Origin of the sequence: Leifsonia sp. NPDC080035 (assembly GCF_040050925.1) — a bacterium.
In the GTDB taxonomy this organism is placed as follows: domain Bacteria; phylum Actinomycetota; class Actinomycetes; order Actinomycetales; family Microbacteriaceae; genus Leifsonia.
This window is the reverse complement of sequence record NZ_CP157390.1, coordinates 2,393,495-2,413,201: the sequence shown is the minus strand read 5'-3', so window position 1 is coordinate 2,413,201 and position 19,707 is coordinate 2,393,495. Positions and strand designations below refer to the sequence as shown.

Annotated in this window: 18 protein-coding genes and 1 tRNA gene; 2 read left to right on the top strand and 17 right to left on the bottom strand. The window is 70.9% G+C overall.

Features of this window, described 5'->3' with window-relative positions; all coding sequences use genetic code 11:
- Positions 1 to 5 precede the first annotated feature (5 nt).
- From AAME72_RS11780 to topA, 12 genes are all read right to left on the bottom strand, one after another.
- Entirely contained in the window at positions 6 to 479 is a 474-nt protein-coding gene (locus tag AAME72_RS11780; protein ID WP_348786746.1) for an Lrp/AsnC family transcriptional regulator, read from the bottom strand.
- A 49-nt stretch (positions 480 to 528) separates the two neighbouring features.
- Complete coding sequence (locus AAME72_RS11775; protein WP_348786745.1) at positions 529 to 1,254, bottom strand: alpha/beta hydrolase; 726 nt, start codon at positions 1,252 to 1,254, stop codon at positions 529 to 531.
- 27 nt (positions 1,255 to 1,281) lie between these two features.
- The gene (locus AAME72_RS11770; protein WP_348786744.1) at positions 1,282 to 2,058 is read right to left on the bottom strand and encodes a thiamine pyrophosphate-dependent enzyme; all 777 of its coding nucleotides are present in this window, start codon (positions 2,056 to 2,058) and stop codon (positions 1,282 to 1,284) included.
- A gap of 69 nt (positions 2,059 to 2,127) precedes the next feature.
- Entirely contained in the window at positions 2,128 to 4,341 is a 2,214-nt protein-coding gene (locus AAME72_RS11765; protein WP_348786743.1) for an MMPL family transporter, read from the bottom strand.
- Positions 4,342 to 4,437: 96 nt separating this feature from the next.
- The gene (locus tag AAME72_RS11760) at positions 4,438 to 5,019 is read right to left on the bottom strand and encodes an isochorismatase family protein (protein ID WP_348786742.1); all 582 of its coding nucleotides are present in this window, start codon (positions 5,017 to 5,019) and stop codon (positions 4,438 to 4,440) included.
- 13 nt (positions 5,020 to 5,032) lie between these two features.
- Positions 5,033 to 6,607: a D-alanyl-D-alanine carboxypeptidase/D-alanyl-D-alanine-endopeptidase gene (gene dacB, locus AAME72_RS11755; RefSeq protein WP_348786741.1), complete on the bottom strand. Its 1,575-nt coding sequence runs from the start codon at positions 6,605 to 6,607 to the stop codon at positions 5,033 to 5,035.
- 86 nt (positions 6,608 to 6,693) lie between these two features.
- Positions 6,694 to 6,766: transfer RNA gene (locus AAME72_RS11750), tRNA-Thr, on the bottom strand.
- An 81-nt stretch (positions 6,767 to 6,847) separates the two neighbouring features.
- On the bottom strand, positions 6,848 to 7,534 hold the full coding sequence (locus AAME72_RS11745) for a TetR family transcriptional regulator (protein WP_348786740.1): 687 nt from the start codon (positions 7,532 to 7,534) through the stop codon (positions 6,848 to 6,850).
- A 66-nt stretch (positions 7,535 to 7,600) separates the two neighbouring features.
- Positions 7,601 to 9,142, bottom strand: coding sequence for an alpha/beta hydrolase (locus tag AAME72_RS11740; RefSeq protein WP_348786739.1), 1,542 nt, complete (start codon positions 9,140 to 9,142; stop codon positions 7,601 to 7,603).
- Positions 9,139 to 10,332 (bottom strand): DNA polymerase III subunit delta', encoded by a 1,194-nt coding sequence (locus AAME72_RS11735; protein WP_348786738.1) that lies wholly within the window; start codon positions 10,330 to 10,332, stop codon positions 9,139 to 9,141. Before AAME72_RS11735 ends, AAME72_RS11740 begins: the two co-directional genes overlap by 4 nt.
- A 57-nt stretch (positions 10,333 to 10,389) precedes the next feature.
- Positions 10,390 to 10,992, bottom strand: coding sequence for a dTMP kinase (tmk, locus tag AAME72_RS11730; protein ID WP_348790123.1), 603 nt, complete (start codon positions 10,990 to 10,992; stop codon positions 10,390 to 10,392).
- 77 nt (positions 10,993 to 11,069) lie between these two features.
- Positions 11,070 to 13,847, bottom strand: a complete 2,778-nt coding sequence (gene topA / locus AAME72_RS11725; protein ID WP_348786737.1) for a type I DNA topoisomerase — start codon at positions 13,845 to 13,847, stop codon at positions 11,070 to 11,072.
- Positions 13,848 to 14,088: 241 nt separating this feature from the next.
- Here topA and AAME72_RS11720 point away from each other — a divergent pair, with 241 nt between their 5' ends.
- Positions 14,089 to 14,337: a hypothetical protein gene (locus AAME72_RS11720; RefSeq protein WP_348786736.1), complete on the top strand. Its 249-nt coding sequence runs from the start codon at positions 14,089 to 14,091 to the stop codon at positions 14,335 to 14,337.
- Positions 14,338 to 14,366: 29 nt separating this feature from the next.
- Here the strand turns inward: AAME72_RS11720 and AAME72_RS11715 are convergent, their stop codons facing one another.
- From AAME72_RS11715 to AAME72_RS11695, 5 genes are all read right to left on the bottom strand, one after another.
- Complete coding sequence (locus tag AAME72_RS11715; RefSeq protein WP_348786735.1) at positions 14,367 to 14,729, bottom strand: Rv3654c family TadE-like protein; 363 nt, start codon at positions 14,727 to 14,729, stop codon at positions 14,367 to 14,369.
- Positions 14,726 to 15,079, bottom strand: coding sequence for a TadE family type IV pilus minor pilin (locus AAME72_RS11710; RefSeq protein WP_348786734.1), 354 nt, complete (start codon positions 15,077 to 15,079; stop codon positions 14,726 to 14,728). Before AAME72_RS11710 ends, AAME72_RS11715 begins: the two co-directional genes overlap by 4 nt.
- Positions 15,080 to 15,084: 5 nt before the next feature.
- Positions 15,085 to 15,264 (bottom strand): DUF4244 domain-containing protein, encoded by a 180-nt coding sequence (locus AAME72_RS11705; protein WP_348786733.1) that lies wholly within the window; start codon positions 15,262 to 15,264, stop codon positions 15,085 to 15,087.
- A gap of 96 nt (positions 15,265 to 15,360) precedes the next feature.
- The gene (locus AAME72_RS11700) at positions 15,361 to 16,338 is read right to left on the bottom strand and encodes a type II secretion system F family protein (protein ID WP_348786732.1); all 978 of its coding nucleotides are present in this window, start codon (positions 16,336 to 16,338) and stop codon (positions 15,361 to 15,363) included.
- The gene (locus tag AAME72_RS11695) at positions 16,331 to 17,356 is read right to left on the bottom strand and encodes a TadA family conjugal transfer-associated ATPase (RefSeq protein ID WP_348786731.1); all 1,026 of its coding nucleotides are present in this window, start codon (positions 17,354 to 17,356) and stop codon (positions 16,331 to 16,333) included. Before AAME72_RS11695 ends, AAME72_RS11700 begins: the two co-directional genes overlap by 8 nt.
- A 339-nt stretch (positions 17,357 to 17,695) precedes the next feature.
- Between AAME72_RS11695 and acs the strand changes: the two genes are divergently transcribed.
- Entirely contained in the window at positions 17,696 to 19,645 is a 1,950-nt protein-coding gene (acs, locus tag AAME72_RS11690; RefSeq protein ID WP_348786730.1) for an acetate--CoA ligase, read from the top strand.
- Positions 19,646 to 19,707 lie beyond the last annotated feature (62 nt).

The window sequence follows — 19,707 nt, the reverse complement described above, 5'->3', positions numbered from 1 at the left end:
CGCCATCAGTCATTCCTCTCGTCCTCCACCGCGGAGCGCACCAGCGGCACCGAGCGGTGGTCGATCTTGGTCTCCAGCGCAATCACGGTCGACGTCCTGGTGATGCCCGGACCGCTCAGGATGTCGTCGATCACCCGTTGCAGGTCGGCGTTCGAGCGCGCGACCGCGCGGATCATCAGGTCGCCCGAGCCGGTGACAGTGTGCACCTCCAGCACCTCGGGGATGTCCCGCAGATGCTCGACCGGGGTGGAGTCGCCCTGCGCGATCGACGCGGTCACGAACGCCGTGACCGGGTAGCCGAGCCGCTCGCTGTCGATGGTCGGGGCGAAGTCCTTCACCACGCCGCTGCGCTGAAGCCGGTCGAGCCTGGCCTGGACGGTGCCCCTGGCGACACCGAGCCGCCGGGAGGCCTCGAACACGCCGAGCCGTGGCTCGGTGGTCAGCAGCTCGATGAGCTCGGCGTCCAGCCTGTCGATCATCCGGCCTCCTTCGGTCCCCGCACATCGTACGACCACTCCATGTGGCCGCCTACAGGCTGACCGAAGCTCCCAGGAACGGGAGCGCAGCCTGCTTGAAACCACGCGCGGAGAGCGTCGTGATGTGGTTGCGGCGCGGGAGCACGACGAGCTCAGCGCCGAGCAGGGCCGCGGCGTCGTCCACCCCTTCCGCCACCGGGTCCGCTTCGCCCACGACGAGCAGGGTGGGCACGGTGGAGGCGAGCGGAAGCGGGTGGGCGGCCATCCCCTCCGCGCACGCGGCGAGCGCCTCCCTGTCCACCCCGGGCGCCTCCCGCAGCGAGGCGAGCAGCGGCGCCAGAGGCGACTCAGGCGGCAGTGTGTCGACCCCGTCGAGGATGGCGCGCCGCACGTCGGCGACGCCCCACCGGCCGAACTGCTCGACGGTGCCGACGCCGCCGACCACGACCCGCCGCACGCGCTCCGGCGCTAGCCCCACCAGGGCGAGCGCGACCCAGCTGCCCATCGAGTAGCCGATCACATCGACGCCGCCGACCCCCTGCTCGTCGAGGACCGCGAGCAGGTCCCGCGCCAGCAGCTCCGGCGAGTAGGCGGACGCCTCGTGCGGCTTCTCGGACGCGCCGTGGCCGCGCAGGTCCGGCACCAGGGCGCCGCGCCCCGCTGCGGCGAGAGCCGCGACCCAGCCGGTCGCCTCCCAGGTCAGCGCGCCGGTGGTGGCGAAGCCGTGGACGAGGAGCACCGGGTCCTGACCCGGGTGACGGTCGACGTGGATGCGCATTGCCCCATCATCCCCCGGGCGCCGGTTTCAGGCCGTGGCGAGACGGCCGCGCACCTGCTCCGCGAGGGCGTCCGCCGTGTCGGCGACCTGGGCGAAGAACGCATCGTCGACGGTGCCGCTCTCGCGCAGCCTGCGCTCGCAGAGCAGCAGCGGGTCGCGCGCCGGCCAGGCGTCGCGACCGGGCAGGACCGCATCGATGAGCATCGGGCCGATCCCGGCGCGCACCTGCTCCAGCGCGTCCGCCGTCGCCTGGTGCACGGCGGTCACGTCGGCTCCGTCGACGAGGAGGACGGGCATCCCGGCGCCCTCGCCGCGGCCGGAGGTGGAGAGGAAGACGATCGGGAGCGCCGCCGCGCGCGCCGTGCGCACCGCCTCCCGGATCTCGGTGGCGGATCCCGCGCCCGCACCGAGCCCGACCAGGGCGCAGCCGCCGGTGCGGTCGAGCTTGGCGCCGAGCGCCCAGCCGGCGGCGTGGGCGACCGGGCCGCGGAGTCCGGACCCGCCGGTCCCCGTGCGGCGTGGCGCGAGCGCCTCCGCCGCGTCGCCACCGAGGGCGACCGCGACGCCCAGCTCGTCGTCGGCAGGAAACGCCGCGTCACGGGCGGCGTCGAGGGCCGCCGTCGCGCCCACCTGCACCGCCTCGCGCCCGCGGATGCCGGTGTAGTGCGGGAGGACGCCGCGGCCGCGCAGGGCCACCGCCTCCCGGTCCAGGCGACGGACGGCGGCCATGGTCCGGTAGAGCCGTCGCAGCAGCGCGGCTTCGGCGGCGCGCTCCGAGACCTGCTCGAGGATCGTGGAGGTCATGCCTGCAACTCTCGCGGACGGCGCGACACCCGGGCAACGCGAGCCCCAGGAACCGCGCAGATTGTCCAGTCAGACCACGGTGTCAGCCGCCGTGCTGTGCACTCTGTCCTCCCGCCAGAGCCGGGACGGCCACCAGATCGCCCTCCCGATGTCGTAAGACAGGGCGGGCACCAGCAGCGAACGCACGAGCACCGTGTCCAGCAGCACTCCGAACGCGACGATGAAGGCGATCTGGACCAGGAAGAGGATCGGGATGACCGCGAGCGCCGCGAACGTCGCGGCGAGCACGATCCCCGCCGAGGTGATGACGCTCCCGGTGACCCCGAGCCCGCGCAGGATCCCGGGACGCGTCCCGATCCGCAGCGACTCCTCGCGCACGCGGGTCATCAGGAAGATGTTGTAGTCGACGCCGAGCGCCACCAGGAACACGAAGCCGAACAGCGGCACCGCCGCGTCCGCGCCGGGGAAACCGAACACGTGGTTGAACACCAGCGCCGAGACCCCGAGCGCCGCGGCGTAGGAGAGTACAACGCTGCCGATCAGCAGCACCGGGGCGAGGATCGAGCGCAGCAGCAGCATCAGGATGAGCAGGATGACGCCGAGCACGATCGGGATGATCTTCGCGAGGTCGCTCTGCGCGGTGACATTCGTGTCCAGCGCGATGGCGGTCACGCCTCCGACGAGCACGCTGGAGTCGGTCGACGGCAGCGTCTCGCGCAGCTCCCGGACGACCTGCTCCGCTTGCGCGGAGTCCGGCTCGGAGTCGAGCGTCGCCTGGATGAGCACCCGTCCGTCCTTCACGATCGGCTCGGGCGCGGGGGCTGCGCCCGGCCGGCCGCCCTCTCCTGGCTGCGTGCTCTGCGGCCGCACGTTGCCCGCGTAGATCGTTGCGGAGGCGATGCCGTCCGTCTTCTCGGTCGCGGTGAGGACCGCGTCCGCGTCGGACTCCCGCGCGACGATCAGCACGGGCGACCCGGAGCCGGCGTCGAAGTGCTCGGCGAGCACCTTCTGGCCGTCGGCCGCGTCCGACTGCGAGAGCACCAGATCCGTCTGCTCGACGCCGTTCGCCTTCAGCTGGGTGAGTCCGAGGGCGCAGGCCGCGAGGAGGAGGCAGGAGACGATCCAGGTGACCCGCGGGCGGCGCGCGATGAGCATCCCGACACGGCGCCAGATCCCGCGGATGCCGGCGAGCCCCGGCACCTGCTCGCCGCCGGCGTGCCGGTGCTCGTGGCCGTGCTCCGCGTACTTCGGCCGGAACGGCCAGAACACCGCGCGCCCGAACACGGCGAGCAGCGTCGGGAGCAGCGTGAGCGCGGAGAGCAGAGAGAACACGATCCCGATCGCCGCGATCGGCCCCAGGCTCTTGTTCGAGTTGAGGTCGGAGAAGAGCAGGCACAGCAGGGCGATGATGACGGTGACCCCGGAGGCGAGGATGGGCTCGAACGCCGCCTTCCACGCCCGCAGGATCGCCGTCCACCGCGACGCGTTCTGCTCCAGCGCCTCCCGGTAGCGGGCGACGAGGAGCAGCGAGTAGTCGGTCGCTGCGCCGATGACGAGGATGGAGAGGATGCCTTGGCTCTGGCCGCTCAGCTTGATCCATCCCCAGAGCGCGAAGAAGTAGACGACGAGAATCGCCGCGCACAGCGCGAAGACCGACGTCAGCAGCACCAGGAACGGCAGCAGCAGGGCGCGATAGACCAACAGCAGGATGACGAACACGGCTGCGACAGCGACGAGCAGCAGGATGCCGTCGATGCCGCCGAACGCGCTCACCAGGTCGGCGGTGAGGCCGGCGGGCCCGGTCACCCAGCCCTGGGCCCCGTCGGGCAGCTCGTCCTTCAGTACGCCACGGAGGTCGGCCACCACCGTCTTGACCTCGTCCGAGTCGGCGATGGGCACGATGAACTCGATGGCCTTCCCGTCCTCGGACGGGATGGGACCGGCGACGCTCGTCGCCTGTCCCGACTCGGGCTTCTGCACACCGTCGACCTCGCCGAGCCTCTCGCCGAGCTGCGCGTACCGTGCGAGGTCGCTGGCCGGGATCTTCGCGTCGGCCTGCACGACCACGATCGCGGGGATGGCGTTGGAGTCGGTGAACCGCTTCTGCCAGTCCTGCACCGTCGTCGACTCGGCGCTGGCGGGCAGGAAGGCCGCCTGGTCGTTGCTCGAGACGCCGGAGAGCTTCCCGAAGGTGGGACCGCCGAAGCCGGCGAGCACCAGCCACACCAGGATGAGGAGGACGGGCACCACGACCCGCAACCAGCGTGTGGACGTGCTCGACATCTCGCCTCCGTGATTTAGCTAGCCAAGTTAGTAATCAGCCTAGCGTCTATCTCCGAAGGCCGCCAGCGGAGCACGGCGCAGGACGGGGAAACCCGGTCAGACCTCCTCGACCAGTTCCGCGCCGGCATGCGCGAGCTCCGCCAGCGCCGCCGACGACGACTCCGGGGCGACCCCGGCGACCAGCGGGGTGAGGATGCGCACCCGCTGGCCGTGCGCGATGGCGTCGAGCGCCGAGGCGCGCACGCAGTAGTCGGTCGCGATGCCGGCGAGGTCCACGGTGTCGATCCCGTGCTCGTCGAGCAGGTTGTGGACGGTCGATCCAGCGTCCGTCCGTCCCTCGAAGACGGAGTAGGCCGGCACTCCCTGCCCCTTCCGCACGTGGTAGCCGACCGCCCGGGTGTCGAGGTCGGGGTGGTACTCGGCGCCGCGCGTCCCGGCGACGCAGTGCACCGGCCAGGTGGAGACGAAGTCCGGCGCGGCGTCCGTCGCGAAGTGGCCGCCGTTGTCGTTGTCGCCGTCGTGCCAGTCGCGGCTGGCGAGCACGATCGTGTAGTCCGAAGCGTGCTCGGCGAGGTAGCGGCTGATGCCGGCCGCGACCGCCGCACCTCCCTCGACGCCGAGGGCACCGCCCTCCGTGAAGTCGTTCTGCACGTCGATGATGAAGAGCGCCTTGCCCATCTCGCCTCCTGCGTCAGCTGTTGGAGAGGTTGTCGCCGCACCGGTAGAAGCCGGTGACCAGCGCGTCGATCGCCTGCTTGGCATTGTCGCTCACCGGGCCGAGCGCGTACACCGCGAAGGTGAGCTGGGTGCCGTCCGCCGCGTCGACGATGCCGGCGAGCGTGTAGCCGTTGTCGATCCAGCCGGTCTTGGCGTGCACCGCACCGCGGGCGGCCGCGCTGTCGCCGGTGAACCGGTTGTAGCCGGGGCCGAGCGTTCCGGACTGCCCGGAGACCGGGAGGCCGTCGTAGACGACGCCCAACCCGTTCTGCCGGTTCAGCACCTTGATGAAGAGCTGGGTCAGATACGACGGCGGGACGGCGTTGTCGGCGCTGAGGCCGGAGCCGTCGGCGATGTGGATCCCCGTCGTGTCGATCCCGTACGTCTTCAGCCCCGCGAGCACACCCGCGTTCTCGGCGTCGAACGTGTTGCCCGCTCCGGTCTTGATCGCGACGAGCCTGGCCAGCTCCTCCATGATCGTGTTGTCGGAGTACTTCATCGCCTGCTCGATGAGCGTCGTCACCGGCTGCGACTGCACGACGGCCAGCTGCTTCGCTCCCGCCGGTGCCGCTCCCGCACTGACCGGGACGTTCGTGCCGAGGTACTGCTGGAAGTACTGCACGGCCCGTGCTACCGGGTCGGTGCTGCGCGGCGACTCGACCGCACCGGGGTCGTCGCGGTCGCCGTCGACCATCAGCGAGGTCATGTACGGCGTCGAGCCCTCGACGACGCGCTCCTCGTGCTCGTCCCAGCTGGGCTGCCAGACCGGGCCTCCGAACAGCGAGGTGTCGACGACGATCGACGTCACCGGCTGCCCGCCGAGAGCCTGCCTGGTCTGCGCGGCGAGGTCCTGGATGGAGGGAGCGCCCGTGTAGAACGCTCCCTGTCCGCCGGGGAGGCGCGAGAGCGTGACGTCGCCGCCGCCGATGATCACGACCTGACCGGGGGCGCTCCCCGCGACCACGGTGGTGGAGACGCGGTAGTCCGGTCCGAGCGTCGCGAGAGCGGCGGCCGAGGTGAGGGTCTTCAGCACGGACGCGGTCGGACCGGCCGTGGTGCCATTGCGGTCGAAGAGCGCCTGCCCGGTCTTGGCGTTCACGACCTGCGCCTCGAGGTTGCCGAGCCGGCCGTCCTGGGCGAGGGAGGCGACGGAGCACGTCCGGATGCGGCTGGCCGCCGGCTGGGCGGCCGGGACCGGCCGCGCGGGGTCTGCGGTCGGGGTCGGCGTGGCCTTCGGTGTCGGCGTGCGCGTGGCGGAGGCCGTCGCGGTCGGCGTGGAGGCCGCGACAGCGGAGGACCCGCCGACGGTCGCGCCGAGCGCGACGCTCCCGGTGCCGAGGATGACGAACGCCGCGGCGGCGCCGCCGGCGATCCATGCCTTCGGGTGCTTCCTGATCGCGGTCAGGATCCCCGAGACCGCACCGGAGGCCGCGGAGCGGATGCCGCCATCGCCGGGGTTCGTCTCTGCGGCCCGCCGTCCCGTGCGGGACGTGGGCGAAGTGGGGGGATTCGAGACATGCGAGTCGTCGGTAGAGTCCGATTCGTGCATCCGAGCATGGTACCCGGCGTACCTGGACACCGCCAGGCGAGAACGACGAAGGCCCGCGCAGTGCGCGGGCCTTCGTCGTTCTTCGGAGCCGCCCAAGGGAATCGAACCCTTGACCTTCTCATTACGAGTGAGATGCTCTGCCGACTGAGCTAGGGCGGCGTGGCCGCGGCTGACGCCCGGACACAATCAGATAGCTTACCCGATCCGTGCCGGTGGTCTCGACCACCCCACGGTGCGGTGTCAGTGAACGTGCGCGCCGAGCGCCTGCAGCTGCTCGAACGAGGCGCGCAGGCGGTCGCTCAGCGGTTCGACGCCGCCGTGATCGGCCCAGCACGACCACGCGTGCCGCATCCCCGCGAAGGCGACGTAGGTGACCAGGCGGGCGCGCTGATGCAGCGCCTCCTGATCAGCGGCGAGCTCGGGATCGTCGTGGGCCAGCCGCCGCTGGACGACCGCGCTCAGCGCGTCCTCGAAGGTGTGCATGCTCGCCATCCGCTGCGCGAACAGCTCGGGGTTGTCCTTCAGGAGCGCGCGGCGGAGCACGTGCAACTCCTGGGCGCTGGCCGTCTTCTCGCCAGGCAGGACCGGGTCGCCGAGGTCGCCGGTGTCGATCGCGGCGATGAGCAGGGTGCTCATCCCGTCGAGGATGGGCTCCTCCGGGCCCGCCTGGATGAACCGCTCGATGCTCTCCTCGTCCGGCAGCTCGGGGAGCTCCCCGATGATCGCCGTCTCCTTCGACGGGAAGTAGTTGAAGAAGGTCCGAGGCGACACGTTGGCGGCGTGACTGATCTCATCCACCGTCACCCGATCGAAGCCGCGTTCGCTCGCCAGCTCGAGAGCGGCGAGCTGGATGGCGCGACGGGTCGCGATGCGCTTGCGTTCGCGGAGGCCGAGCTCCGCGACGCCGTCGGGGACGGGAGAGGTCACGACCACGATTATTTCACCCGCTGCAAAATTGCACCACTCACCCGAGCGTGGGTCGGCACACCGGGGTCAGCAGGTCTTGCCGTCGGCGGGGAGCTTCCCGTCCACGAGGAACGCGTCGACGGTATCGTTCACGCACGAGTTCGACTTGTTGTATGCCGTGTGGCCCTCGCCCTTGTACGTGAGCAGGTGGCCGTTCTCGAGCTCCGACGCCAGGTTCTTCGCCCACACGTACGGTGTCGCCGGGTCGTTGGTCGTGCCGACGACGAGGATCGGCGCGGATCCCTTCGCGGCGATCGGCCCGCGCTCCACGGTCGAGGTGTACGGCCAGTTCGCGCAGCCGATGTCGCCGTACGCCATGTACGGGCCGATGATCGGCGCCGCGGCTGCCAGGTCCTTCGCCTGTGCGCGCATGGTCGCGGGATCGGCGTCGTAGCGGTAGTCGAGGCAATTGATCGCCATGAACGCCTCTGTCGAGTTGTCGCTGTAGGTGCCGTCGCTGTTGCGGCTGTTGTAGCCGTCGGCGAGCGTGAACGCGGCGGACGCGTTGCCCTTCATCACCTGAGCGAACATGCTGCTCAGGTACGACCATGCGGTCGCGTCGTAGAGCGGGTAGATGATCGCCGTCACCAGCGTGTTCGCGCCGAGCTCGCGGCCGTCGCTGTTGCGGATCGGGCTCTGCTCGACCGAGGCCAACAGCTGCGAGATGGTCTTCATCCCGTCATCGACGGTGCCGGAGAACGGACAGTCCTTCTGGGCGAGGCAATCCTTCAGGTAGGCGCGCAGCGCGCTCTCGAAGCCCTCGGCCTGCACCTTCGTCACGTCGAAGTTGCTCGCCGCAGGGTCCAGCGCGCCGTCGAGGACGAGTCGACCGGTCTTGCCGGGGAAGAGGTCGGCGTACACGGCGCCGAGATACGTGCCGTACGAGTAGCCGAGGTAGTTCAGCTTCGTGTCGCCGAGCACGGCGCGCAGCAGGTCCAGATCCCGGGCGGCGCTGACGGTGTCCACGTGCTCGAGAAGTGAACCGGTCTTCGCCGAGCAGGCGTCGCCGAAGTCCTTCGCCACCGTGGTGTTCTCCGAGATCCACTGGTCGGAGCCGCGCACGCCGGGCGTGATGCCGTACAGGTAGTCGTCCATCTGAGCGGCGTCGTAGCACTTCACCGCGGTCGAGTGGCCGACCCCGCGCGGGTCGAAGCCGACGACGTCGAAGTGGGACTGGAGGGCGTCGTCGGTCGCGTAGTCGACGGAGTCCTTCACGAAGTCGTAGCCGGACCCTCCGGGACCGCCCGGGTTGACCAGCAGCGACCCCTGCTTGGTCCCCTTCGCGGTCTGGCGGATGAGCGCCAGCTCGATCTCGCCGGCGCCGGGGTTCTTCCAGTCGAGCGGAGCCTTCGCCGTCGCGCACTGCTTGCCGCTTGCGCAGCCGGTCCAGGTGAGCCGCTGCTGGTAGAACGGCTTGAGATCGGCGGCGACGTTCTCGGCGGCGGGGGTGGACGTGTTCGACGTTGTCGGCGGCAGGAACCAGGTGACGCAGCCGGTCAGCGTGAGGGCGATCACCGCCGCGATGGCGACGAACGCGGTGCGCGCGGCACGGCGCGGTCTGCTGGTCACAGGTCGGTCCCCTTTCGTGCGGCGGAACCGCGAAGAATGGTGATGAGCATGGCCTCGAGGGCGAGCGCCGGGGCGACGTTCCCGTCGATCCGCTGCCGGGCGGTCTGCACCGCATCCATCGCGGCGAGCGTAGCGGCAGGAGTCGAGTGAGCGCTGAGAGCCTGCAGCCGCGGCAGCAGCTCGGTGTTGACGAGATCGCTGCTGCTGCCGAGCTGCAGCATCATCACGTCGCGGTACAGCGATTGCAGGTCCGTGAGGATGCGGTCGATGCCGTCGCGGAGGCTGCGCGTCGCGCGCCGCTTCTGATCCTCCTCGAGCTGCCGCAGCTGGGTGCGGAGCGCGGGAGGGATGGTGCCGCCCGGCTCGACGCCGAGCGAGCGCAGGGCGTGCTCGCGTTCCTCGGCGTCGCGCTCCTCGGTGATCGCCTTGGCGTCGGCCCCCGCCACTTCGAGCAGCGTGGCCGCCGCGAGCACGGCGTCGGAGACCGAGCGGATGCCGAGGGCGAGCTCGAGCGTCTGATCGCGCCGCCTGCGCGCCTCCTCGTTCGTGGCGAGACGGTGCGCCATCCCGATGTGGCTCTGCGCGTGACGCGCCGCGCGCTCGGCGGTCTCCGCATCCACGCCGTCCCGGCGCTGGATGAGCCGGGCAACATCGGCGACACCTGGCACCTTCAGCCGCACGGTCCGCACCCGCGAGCGGATCGTGGGCAGCAGGTCCGCGTCGCTCGGCGCGCACAGGATCCACACGGTGCGCTCCGGCGGCTCCTCGAGCGCCTTCAGCAGCACGTTGGAGGTGCGCTCGGTCATCCGGTCGGCGTCCTCGATGATCATCACGCGATAGCGGGACACCGACGGCGCGAACTGGGAGCTGGCGACGAGCGTGCGCACCTCGTCGATCGAGATGATGACGCGCTCGGTGCTGAGCACGGCGAGGTCGGGGTGGGTCCGCGCCTCCACCTGCCGCTGCGTCGCGCGGTCGCCGTCGGGGTCGCCGGGGCTCAGGAGCGCCGTGGCGAAGGCGTACGCCAGGTTCGAGCGGCCGGAGCCGGGTGGACCGGTGATGAGCCAGGAGTGCGTCATCCCGCGGGCGGCCTGTGCTGCGGTCGTGCCGGGAGCGTTCGCCCCTGCCGCCGCGGCGCGCACGACGGCGATCGCGTCATCCTGACCCGTCAGCTCGTCCCACACCGCCATGTGTTCAAGGCTAGCGGCCGCTTCGGACACCGACGCCGAGGCCTGTGCCACCGCGGCTCAGACCCGGCCGGCGAGGCGTCGGCGGATCTCCGCCGCGATCTCGTCCACCGGCCGCGAGGCGTCGATCACGAGGAACCGGTCCGGCTCCGCCTCGGCGAGCGCCAGGTAGGCGGCACGGACGCGCGCGTGGAACTCGGAACGCTCCGCCTCCAGACGGTCGTAGCGCGTCCGGGAGGTGTCGAGTCGTGCGCGGGCGGACGTCTCGTCCAGGTCCAGCAGGATCGTGAGGTCGGGGAGAAGACCCTCGGTCGCCCACAGCGACAGCTCGCGCACCTCGTCGCCGCCGAGCACGCGTCCGGCGCCTTGATAGGCGACGGACGAGTCGATATAGCGATCCTGCAGCACGACGTCACCGCGCTCCAGCGCGGGACGCACCAGTGTCGCGACGTGGTGCGCGCGGTCGGCGGCGTACAGGAGGGCCTCGGCGCGCGGAGCGATGTCACCGCGATGGTGGAGCACGATCTCGCGGATCTCGACGCCGGCCGCGGTACCGCCCGGCTCGCGTGTGCGCACGACGGTTCGCCCCTGTGCGGTGAGCCACTCCTCCAGGAGGGCGGCCTGGGTGGACTTGCCGACCCCGTCGCCGCCCTCGAGGGTGATGAAGACGCCCGGGCGGACCGGCGTTCCTCCGCGGGTGGGATCGGCCGCGCCGTCGCCCGCCTGCTCGGGGACGACGCTCACTCGGCTGCCGGCTTCTTCGCCGCCGGCTTCTTCGCGGCGGGCTTCTTGGCCGCCGTCGTCTTCTTCGCGGCCGTCGTCTTCGCGGCCGCGGCCTTCGTCGTCGTGCGCTTCGCGGTCTTCTTCGCCGGACCCTTGGCGCGCTTGTCCGCCAGCAACTGCACTGCGCGGTCGAAGTCGACCTCGTCCACGGTCTCGCCCCGCGGGATCGTGGCGTTGGTCTCGCCGTCGGTCACGTACGGGCCGAACCGGCCGTCCTTGACCTTGATCGGCTTGCCGCTGACCGGATCCGCGTCGAACTCCTTCAGCGCACTGGATGCGCGGCGGTTGCCGTACTTGGGCTGCGCGAACAGCTCGAGCGCTCCCGCGAGGTCGATGGTGAAGATGTCGTCCTCGCTGGTCAGCGACCGCGTGTCCGTGCCCTTCTTCAGGTAGGGCCCGTAGCGGCCGTTCTGCGCCTGGATCTCCTCGCCGCTCTCCGGGTCGGCGCCGACCACGCGCGGCAGGTCGAGCAGCTGGAGCGCGGTGCCGAGATCGATCGTGGCGAGGTCCATGGACTTGAACAGCGACGCGGTCCGGGGCTTCGGAGCGGAGGCCTTCTTCACCGGCTTCTTGGCCTCGACGACCTCCCCCGTGTTCGGGTCGGCCTTCGGCTCCTCCTCGGGGTCGGCCTCCGTGACGTACGGGCCGAAGCGGCCGTCCTTCGCCAGCACGAGCTTGCCGTTCTCGGGGTTGCTTCCGAGCACCCTGTCGGTCTGGACGGGCGCGTCGATCAGCTCGTGCGCCTTGGCCGGGGTCAGCTCGTCGGGCGCGAGTTCCGGCGGGATGTTGACCCGTCGCGGCTGCGCGTCCTCGGCGGCACCGGCCTCCTGGACCTCGAGGTACGGGCCGTACTTGCCGATGCGCAGGGTCACGCCATCGTCGATCGCGATCGAGTTGATGCTGCGCGCGTCGATCTCGCCGAGGTTGTCGATCACGCGACGCAGACCCTTGTGCTTGTCGCTGCCGAAGTAGAAGCTGTTCAGCCAGTCGACGCGCTCCGCCTCGCCATCGGCGATCCGGTCGAGGTCGTCCTCCATCTCGGCCGTGAAGTCGTACTGCACCAGGTCGGCGAAGTAGTCCTCCAGCAGCCGGACGACCGAGAACGCGACCCAGCTCGGGACGAGCGACTGGCCGCGCTGCGTGACGTAGCCGCGGTCGATGATCGTCGAGATGATGCTCGCGAATGTGGAGGGTCGCCCGATCCCGAGCTCCTCCAGCGTCTTCACGAGGCTCGCCTCGGTGTAGCGCGGCGGCGGGGTGGTCTCGTGACCGTCCGCCGCGACGTCGGCGACGCCGAGCGACTGCCCCGGCGTCAGCGGCGGGAGCTTGGCCTCGGCCGCGTCGGAGCTGTTGCGCTCCTCGTCCTTGCCCTCTTCGTACGCGTTGAGGAATCCGCGGAAGGTGATGACGGTGCCGCTGGCGGTGAACTCGGCGACGGTGCCGTCGAGCGGGCCCTCTGTGACGGAGGCCTCGACGGTGACGGATGCCGTCTGTCCCTTGGCGTCGGCCATCTGGGAGGCGACCGTGCGCTTCCAGATGAGGTCGTAGAGGCGGAGCTCTGGCCCGCGCAGCGACTTCTCCAGCTCGGACGGCGTGCGGAAGACCTCGCCGGAGGGACGGATCGCCTCGTGTGCCTCCTGCGCGTTCTTGCTCTTGGACGCGTAGACCCGCGGCTTGTCCGGGACGGTCTCGGCCCCGTACAGCTTGGCGGCCTGAGCGCGGGCGGCGTTCGTCGCCTGCTGCGACAGCGACGCCGAGTCCGTACGCATATAGGTGATGTACCCGTTCTCGTACAGGGTCTGCGCGACGCTCATCGTCTGCCGGGCGGAGAAGCGGAGCTTGCGCGCCGCCTCCTGCTGGAGGGTGGACGTGGTGAACGGCGCGGCGGGCCGGCGCGAGTAGGGCTTCGAGTCGACCTTGGAGACGACGACGACGGTGCTCGGCAGGCGGACGGCGTCGGCGAGCGCGTTCGCGGCGGCCTCATCGAGGGTGCGTGCCGCGGAGGTCAGGCGACCGTGGTCGTCGAAGTCGCGACCGGTGGCGACCCGGTCTCCATCGATGCGCGCGAGCCGGCCCTCGAACTCCGTGGCGTCCTCCGGGGCGAACCGGGCGGTCAGACCCCAGTAGCTCGCCGGGACGAAGGCGAGGCGCTCGCGCTCGCGGTCGACGACGAGGCGCGTCGCCGCGGACTGGACGCGGCCGGCGGAGAGGCCGGGGCCGACCTTGCGCCAGAGCACCGGCGAGACCTCGTAGCCGTACAGTCGGTCGAGGATGCGCCTTGTCTCCTGGGCGTCGACGAGCGCGGTGTCGATCTCGCGCGTGTTGTCGCGTGCCTTCTCGATCGCCTCGCGGGTGATCTCGTGGAACACCATCCGCTTGACCGGGACCTTCGGCTTCAGCACCTCGACCAGGTGCCACGCGATGGCCTCGCCCTCGCGGTCCTCATCGGTTGCGAGCAGGAGTTCGTCCGCGTTCTTGAGTGCCCGCTTGAGGTCGGCGACGGTCTTGCGCTTCTGGTCCGAGACCACGTAGTACGGCTCGAACTCGTTGTCGACGTCGACGGAGAACTTGCCGAGCGAGCCCTTCTTCAGCTCCGGCGGCAGGTTCTTCGGCTCGATGAGGTCGCGGATGTGCCCGACCGAGGCCATGACCTCGTATCCGTCGCCCAGGTATTGCGCGATGGACTTCACCTTGTTCGGAGACTCGACGATGACGAGTTTCTTCGTGGCGGACACCTGACTCCTCTTATATACGCACTGTGTCGCTGTGTCGCTCTGTCGCCGCGAGACGGCGATTCCTAGCGCGCTCCCCCGAGCGCCGCGCGACGGGCGGCGAGCGTGGGCCTCGTGGCCCGACAGGCAAACCATACACACCCGAACCGGTTGTGTGCCTAATCGCCTGATTCCGTTCGCCGTGGGCGCACCCGGCCGAACGGGGGCACTGTTGCACCGTGGAGGGCGCGAGGATGATGGGGCTATGGCAACGACATCAATGACGACGTACACCGCCAAACTCATCGACGGACCGCTCGAGGGCAAGACCATCGCGACCTCCTTCCTGGACTCCGGGGACCTCCGGCCGCGACTGGAGATCCCCGGTATGTCCGGCGGCAAGCGCTACCTCTACGTGCGTGCCTCCGGTGCGGAGATCGAGTACGGCATGGGCGACGGCGGCGGCTCCCCGAGCGCGGTGGCCTACCGCTACGTGGAGACGTTGTTCGACTGAGTGCGCCCTGAAGGTGGCCGGCGGGGGCGTCACGGGCTGCCGGGAGGTCCTGCGCGGGCCGATGCACGCGCCGGAACGCCCAGGTAGCCGACGGACACGGTCACCGTGACCACCACGCCCTCGACGTCGCAGGACTCGGTGCGAGCGCCGTTGGCCTCGGCGACGGCGCCTACGATCGCGCACGGGTCGCCCGGCACCCGGCCGACGGCCGTATCCGCGGCCGCGAGCACCGCCAGGTCCGCCGCCGCGGACGCACGACGCTGCGCGACGACCGCGCCGCCGACTGCGAGCGTTCCCGCGGTGAGGCTCACGGTCGCGCCGATGACGGCCACCGCGAGCACGGCGCCCGAGCCCCGTTCCGCCGCGCAGGCGTTCCGGCCGATCGGTTTCATCCCTCCGCCTCCTCGTCCATCGCGCACGCGCGCGCCGTCACGCTGATCCCCAGCCCGCCCAGCCCCGTCACGCCACTCGGGGCCGTGAGTCGCACACACACGAGCCGACCGTCGTTCTCCACCTCTCTGACGGCTCCGGCCCCTCCGGCCGTCGGTTCGTCACCCCGCCCGAGCTCCCGAGCCGCCTGCGCGGCCGCTCCGACGAGCTGCGCCTGCTGCGCTCCCGCCTGAACGGCCGCCACGCACAACGCCAGGCAGAGGAGGACCGCGGGGAGCGCGGCGGCGAACTCGGCCGTCACGCTCCCGCGCTCGCTCGCCGCACCAACGCCACGCTCGTCGTTCGCGTGCACGATCGTCAGCCGTCGACGCTGAGCGCCCGGCGCACGAGATCGCCGAGGATGCCACGCACCTCGTCGCCGCGCAGCAGTACGAGCAGCACCCCCGCGAAGCCCACCGCCGCCATGGTCGTCACCGCGTACTCCGCCGTGGTCGCTCCGCGTTCCTCCAGCCAGAGCCGCTGCATCCATCCGTTCATCCGTCCCTCTCCTCTCCGCCGACCGCCGGCGTGTGTTGTTCGATCCTCCGGCGCGCGGCGTCCCGCTGATCGGCGTCCGACGAATCTGTGGAACGTTCATCCCAGACCGCCGACGGTGGAGGAGAGCAGCCCGAGCACCACGGGCGCCACCCCGAGCAGTAGGAACGCCGGAAGGACGCACACTCCGAGCGGGAGGAGCAGCCGTACAGCGAGCGCGGAGGCGGCGGCCCGTCCGGACGCGCGTGCGGAGCGACGCTCCTGCCGCGCGGAGGCGAGAAGCAGTTCCACCGCGGGAGCACCCGCCCGCTCCGAGATCCTGAGCACGCGCTCGAGGGATGCGGGATCCGAGGTGCGCAGGCCCGTGCGGACGAGGGCGCGGTCGACGAGGGCACGCGCGTCGGCGACCGAACCGCCCCCGGCGAGGGCGATCGCCATGAGCTCATGGTCCGTACCGGCGACCGCGCCGGCCCCGCGCGCGATTGCCCGGGACACCATGCGGCGCGTCCAGAACCGCCCTGCGACCATGAGCGAGGCTCCCCCGACGACGAGGGTCCAGCCGACCGCCGAGCCGAAGAGGGTGCCGACGACGTCGATGCCCATCCCCACCGCCATGAGCAGCCCGACGACGGGCATCCACCCCGTGAGCCGGGCGGTGGAACGCGGGCCGGAGAGCGACGCGTCGATATCGCGCGCCGTCTCGGCCCGGTCACGCAGGGCCTCCGCCACACCCCGCAGCGCGGGCGCGAGCGCGGCCCCGGCCTCCTCCGCCACCGTCCAGGCCGCGGCGAGCACGCGCAGGCCGTCGTCCGCGGCCCGGGCTGCGGCGGCCGCGAGCGCGTCCCCCGCCACGATTCCGCCGGCGATGTCGGCCGCCGCGCGGCGCAGCTGCAGATGACCGGACTCCTCACCGACGTAGGCCCACGCAGAGACCGGCGATACCCCGGCGTCGAGGAGCACCGCCAGGGCCTCGACCGTCTCCGCGAGCTCGTCGGCGTCGACAGCCCGCGCCGCGCGCGCACGGCGCCGCACCCCCGTCCCCGTCCGCGCCGGCGGTCGTCTTCCGTGCTCAGCCACGGGACACCACCTCCAGCCGCCCGCCCGCGCCGACGACGAGCCGCCCGAAACCCCCGACCCGCCGCAGACCCTCCTCGCGTTCGACGTGGATCACGAGCCCGATCGCGCTGACCGCCTGCCGGGCGAGCGCGGTCTCGTTCAGCCCGGCGAGCGCCCCGAGCGCCTCCAGGCGAGCCGGAACGTCCGCGATGGAGTTGGCGTGCAGTGTGCCCGCTCCCCCGTCGTGCCCGGTGTTCAACGCGGCGAGCAGGTCGCGGATCTCCTCGCCGCGGCACTCGCCGAGCACCAGACGGTCCGGTCGCATCCGGAGCGCTTCCCGGACGAGCACGCGCAGCGTCACGCCGCCCGCTCCCTCGAGGTTCGGCTGCCGCGCCTGCAATCCGACGACGTGCGGATGCGGGATGCGCAGTTCCGCCACGTCCTCGATGACGACGATGCGTTCGACCGGCGGTGCGTGCGCCAGCATGGCGGCCAGCAGCGTGGTCTTCCCCGCTCCGCCCGCGCCCGTGATGAGGACGTTCGTGCGCGCAGCGACCGCGCGCGCGATCACCTCCCGCTCGGCGGCGCGCAGTGAGCCGCTCGCGACCAGGTCGTCGAGGAGCAGCACCTCCTGTGACGGGATGCGGATGCTCAGCAGCGTGCCTCCCGTCGAGATCGGCGGGAGTACCGCGTGCACCCGGATGCCGTCGAGCAGCCGCACATCGACGAACGGCGTCGCCTCGTCGATGTGCCGGCCGCCCTTGGCGATGAGTCGCACCGCGAGCGCACGCGCCATCGCCTCGTCGGCGTGCCAGCCCGGTTCACGGCGGAGTCCGTGCGGTCCGCCGTCCGACCAGAGCTCGCCGTCACCGGTCACGAAGAGGTCGGTGATATCGCCGCGCATCAGGTAGGGGGCGAGCGGACCGAAGACCGCCCAGAGGCCGCGCTCCGGCCCGGCCCGCCGGTCAATCGGGAGATCCGGACCAGGCGGTGAGAGCGCGTCCGGATGGTGAGCGACCGAGGCGTGATGACTGTGCATGACGCCGACGCTACGAGCCGGCGGCGGCCCGGTTCATGACCGCCGCCGGATCTGTGGATCGGCTTGCCCGGGTCCGGCGCTGTGCAGGAGCACGGCTCGACGACCGGTTAAAAAAGGGGGGCCGCACCTATTGGGGGGAACAGGTGCGGCCACTGCGGCGCAGGATTGGGGGGAATCGATTGCGCCGCACGCACGAATTAACATTCGGCCGCGGACCAGTTTACGCGTATTCAATGCAAACGCAAGTCTGCTCGGAGCCGGTCACAGTCAGGTTGTAGAGTCAGGCATTGTCGCGCCACGACTCGTCCATCGCATCGCAAAGGAGCGAACAGACTCCCTATGAGCAACACAATCGACAACCTGCTTCACGAGGCCCGCCGCTTCGCGCCGAGCGAGGAGTTCGCCGCCAGCGCGGTGGCCACCGCAGAGCTCGCCGAACGAGCGGCGGAGGACCGCCTCGGGTTCTGGGCGGACCAGGCCCGCGAACTGCTGCACTGGAACACCCCCTTCACCCGCACCCTCGACTGGTCGAACCCGCCGTTCGCGAAGTGGTTCGACGACGGCGAGCTCAACGTCGCCTACAACTGCCTCGACCGGCACGTGCTCGCCGGCAACGGCGACCGCGTCGCGATCCACTGGGAGGGCGAGCCGGGCGACACCCGCACCCTCACCTACGCGGAGCTCACGGCGGAGGTCAAGAAGGCGGCGAACCTGCTGACCAGCCTCGGCATCCAGGCAGGAGACCGCGTCGCCATCTACCTCCCGATGATCCCGGAAGCGGTCATCGCGATGCTCGCCGTCGCGCGCATCGGCGCCGTGCACTCCGTGGTCTTCGGCGGCTTCAGCGCCGAGAGCCTCCGCTCGCGCATCGACGACGCCGAGGCGAAGCTCGTGATCACGGCGGACGGCGGCTGGCGCAAGGGTCGGGTCTTCCCGCTGAAGGATGCGGTCGACGCGGCCCTGCAGGGCGGCGACAGCACGGTCGAGCACGTCCTCGTCGTCAAGCGGGGCGAGAACGAGGTGGCGTGGACCGAGGGTCGCGACCTGTGGTGGCAGGACGAGATCGCACTGGTCGACTCCGACCACGTCGCCAAGGCCTTCCCTGCCGAGAACCCGCTGTTCATCCTGTACACCTCGGGCACCACCGGGAAGCCGAAGGGCATCCTGCACACCTCCGGCGGCTACCTGACGCAGGCCGCGTACACGCACAAGAACGTCTTCGACCTGCACCCGGAGTCGGACGTCTACTGGTGCAGCGCCGACGTCGGCTGGATCACCGGCCACACCTACGTCGTCTACGGGCCGCTCGCCAACGGCGCGACCCAGGTGATGTACGAGGGCACCCCGGAGACGCCGCATCCCGGCCGCTGGTGGGAGATCATCGAGAAGTACAAGGTCTCGATCTTCTACACGGCGCCGACCGCCATCCGCTCGTTCATGAAGCTCGGGCGGCAGCACCCGCAGCAGTTCGACCTCTCCAGCCTGCGCGTGCTCGGCTCCGTCGGTGAGCCGATCAACCCCGAGGCATGGATGTGGTACCGCGAGGTCATCGGCGGCAACCGCACCCCGATCGTCGACACGTGGTGGCAGACCGAGACCGGCGCGATCATGGTGTCCGCGCTCCCCGGGATCACGACTCTGAAGCCGGGAAGCGCGCAGGTGCCGCTGCCCGGGATCTCGATCGACATCCTGGACGAGGCCGGCGAGCCGGTCGGCAAGGACCAGGGCGGCCTCCTCGTCGTCACGGAGCCCTGGCCGAGCATGCTGCGCGGCATCTGGGGCGACCCCGAGCGCTTCAAGGAGACCTACTGGTCGAAGTTCGGCGACAAGTACTTCGCCGGGGACGGCGCACGGTACGACAAGGACGGCGAGATCTGGCTGATGGGCCGCGTGGACGACGTGATGAACGTCTCCGGCCACCGCCTGTCGACCGCGGAGATCGAGTCGGCGCTCGTCGCGAACCCGATGGTGGCCGAGGCCGCCGTCGTCGGCGCCGCGGACGAGACCACGGGCCAGGCGGTGGTGGCGTTCGTCATCATCAAGCAGTCCCACCTCGAGGAGGCGGGAGCCGAGGACGCGGCGCAGGTCCTGCGCAAGCACGTCTCCGAGCAGATCGGCGCGATCGCGCGGCCGCGCGACATCTACATCGTGACCGAGCTGCCGAAGACCCGCTCGGGCAAGATCATGCGCCGGCTGCTGAAGGATGTGGCGGAGGGCCGCGAGGTCGGCGACACCACCACGCTGGCGGACACGGCCGTGATGAGCTCCATTCAGAGCAAGCTCTCCTAGCCTCGACAACAGGAAAAGCGTCGCGAATCGATCCGATTCGCGACGCTTTTCCTGTGCTCGGC

Bases quoted from the DNA above. Each gene is read 5' to 3' on its own strand.
- AAME72_RS11775 (WP_348786745.1), bottom strand. From the start codon at position 1,254: ATGCGCATCCACGTCGACCGTCACCCGGGTCAGGACCCGGTGCTCCTC.
- AAME72_RS11720 (WP_348786736.1), top strand. From the start codon at position 14,089: ATGGCAACGACATCAATGACGACGTACACCGCCAAACTCATCGACGGA.
- AAME72_RS11780 (WP_348786746.1), bottom strand. From the start codon at position 479: ATGATCGACAGGCTGGACGCCGAGCTCATCGAGCTGCTGACCACCGAG.
- AAME72_RS11705 (WP_348786733.1), bottom strand. From the start codon at position 15,264: ATGAACGGATGGATGCAGCGGCTCTGGCTGGAGGAACGCGGAGCGACC.
- AAME72_RS11715 (WP_348786735.1), bottom strand. From the start codon at position 14,729: ATGAAACCGATCGGCCGGAACGCCTGCGCGGCGGAACGGGGCTCGGGC.
- dacB (WP_348786741.1), bottom strand. From the start codon at position 6,607: ATGCACGAATCGGACTCTACCGACGACTCGCATGTCTCGAATCCCCCC.
- AAME72_RS11765 (WP_348786743.1), bottom strand. From the start codon at position 4,341: ATGTCGAGCACGTCCACACGCTGGTTGCGGGTCGTGGTGCCCGTCCTC.
- AAME72_RS11735 (WP_348786738.1), bottom strand. From the start codon at position 10,332: ATGGCGGTGTGGGACGAGCTGACGGGTCAGGATGACGCGATCGCCGTC.
- acs (WP_348786730.1), top strand. From the start codon at position 17,696: ATGAGCAACACAATCGACAACCTGCTTCACGAGGCCCGCCGCTTCGCG.
- AAME72_RS11770 (WP_348786744.1), bottom strand. From the start codon at position 2,058: ATGACCTCCACGATCCTCGAGCAGGTCTCGGAGCGCGCCGCCGAAGCC.
- AAME72_RS11695 (WP_348786731.1), bottom strand. From the start codon at position 17,356: ATGCACAGTCATCACGCCTCGGTCGCTCACCATCCGGACGCGCTCTCA.
- AAME72_RS11760 (WP_348786742.1), bottom strand. From the start codon at position 5,019: ATGGGCAAGGCGCTCTTCATCATCGACGTGCAGAACGACTTCACGGAG.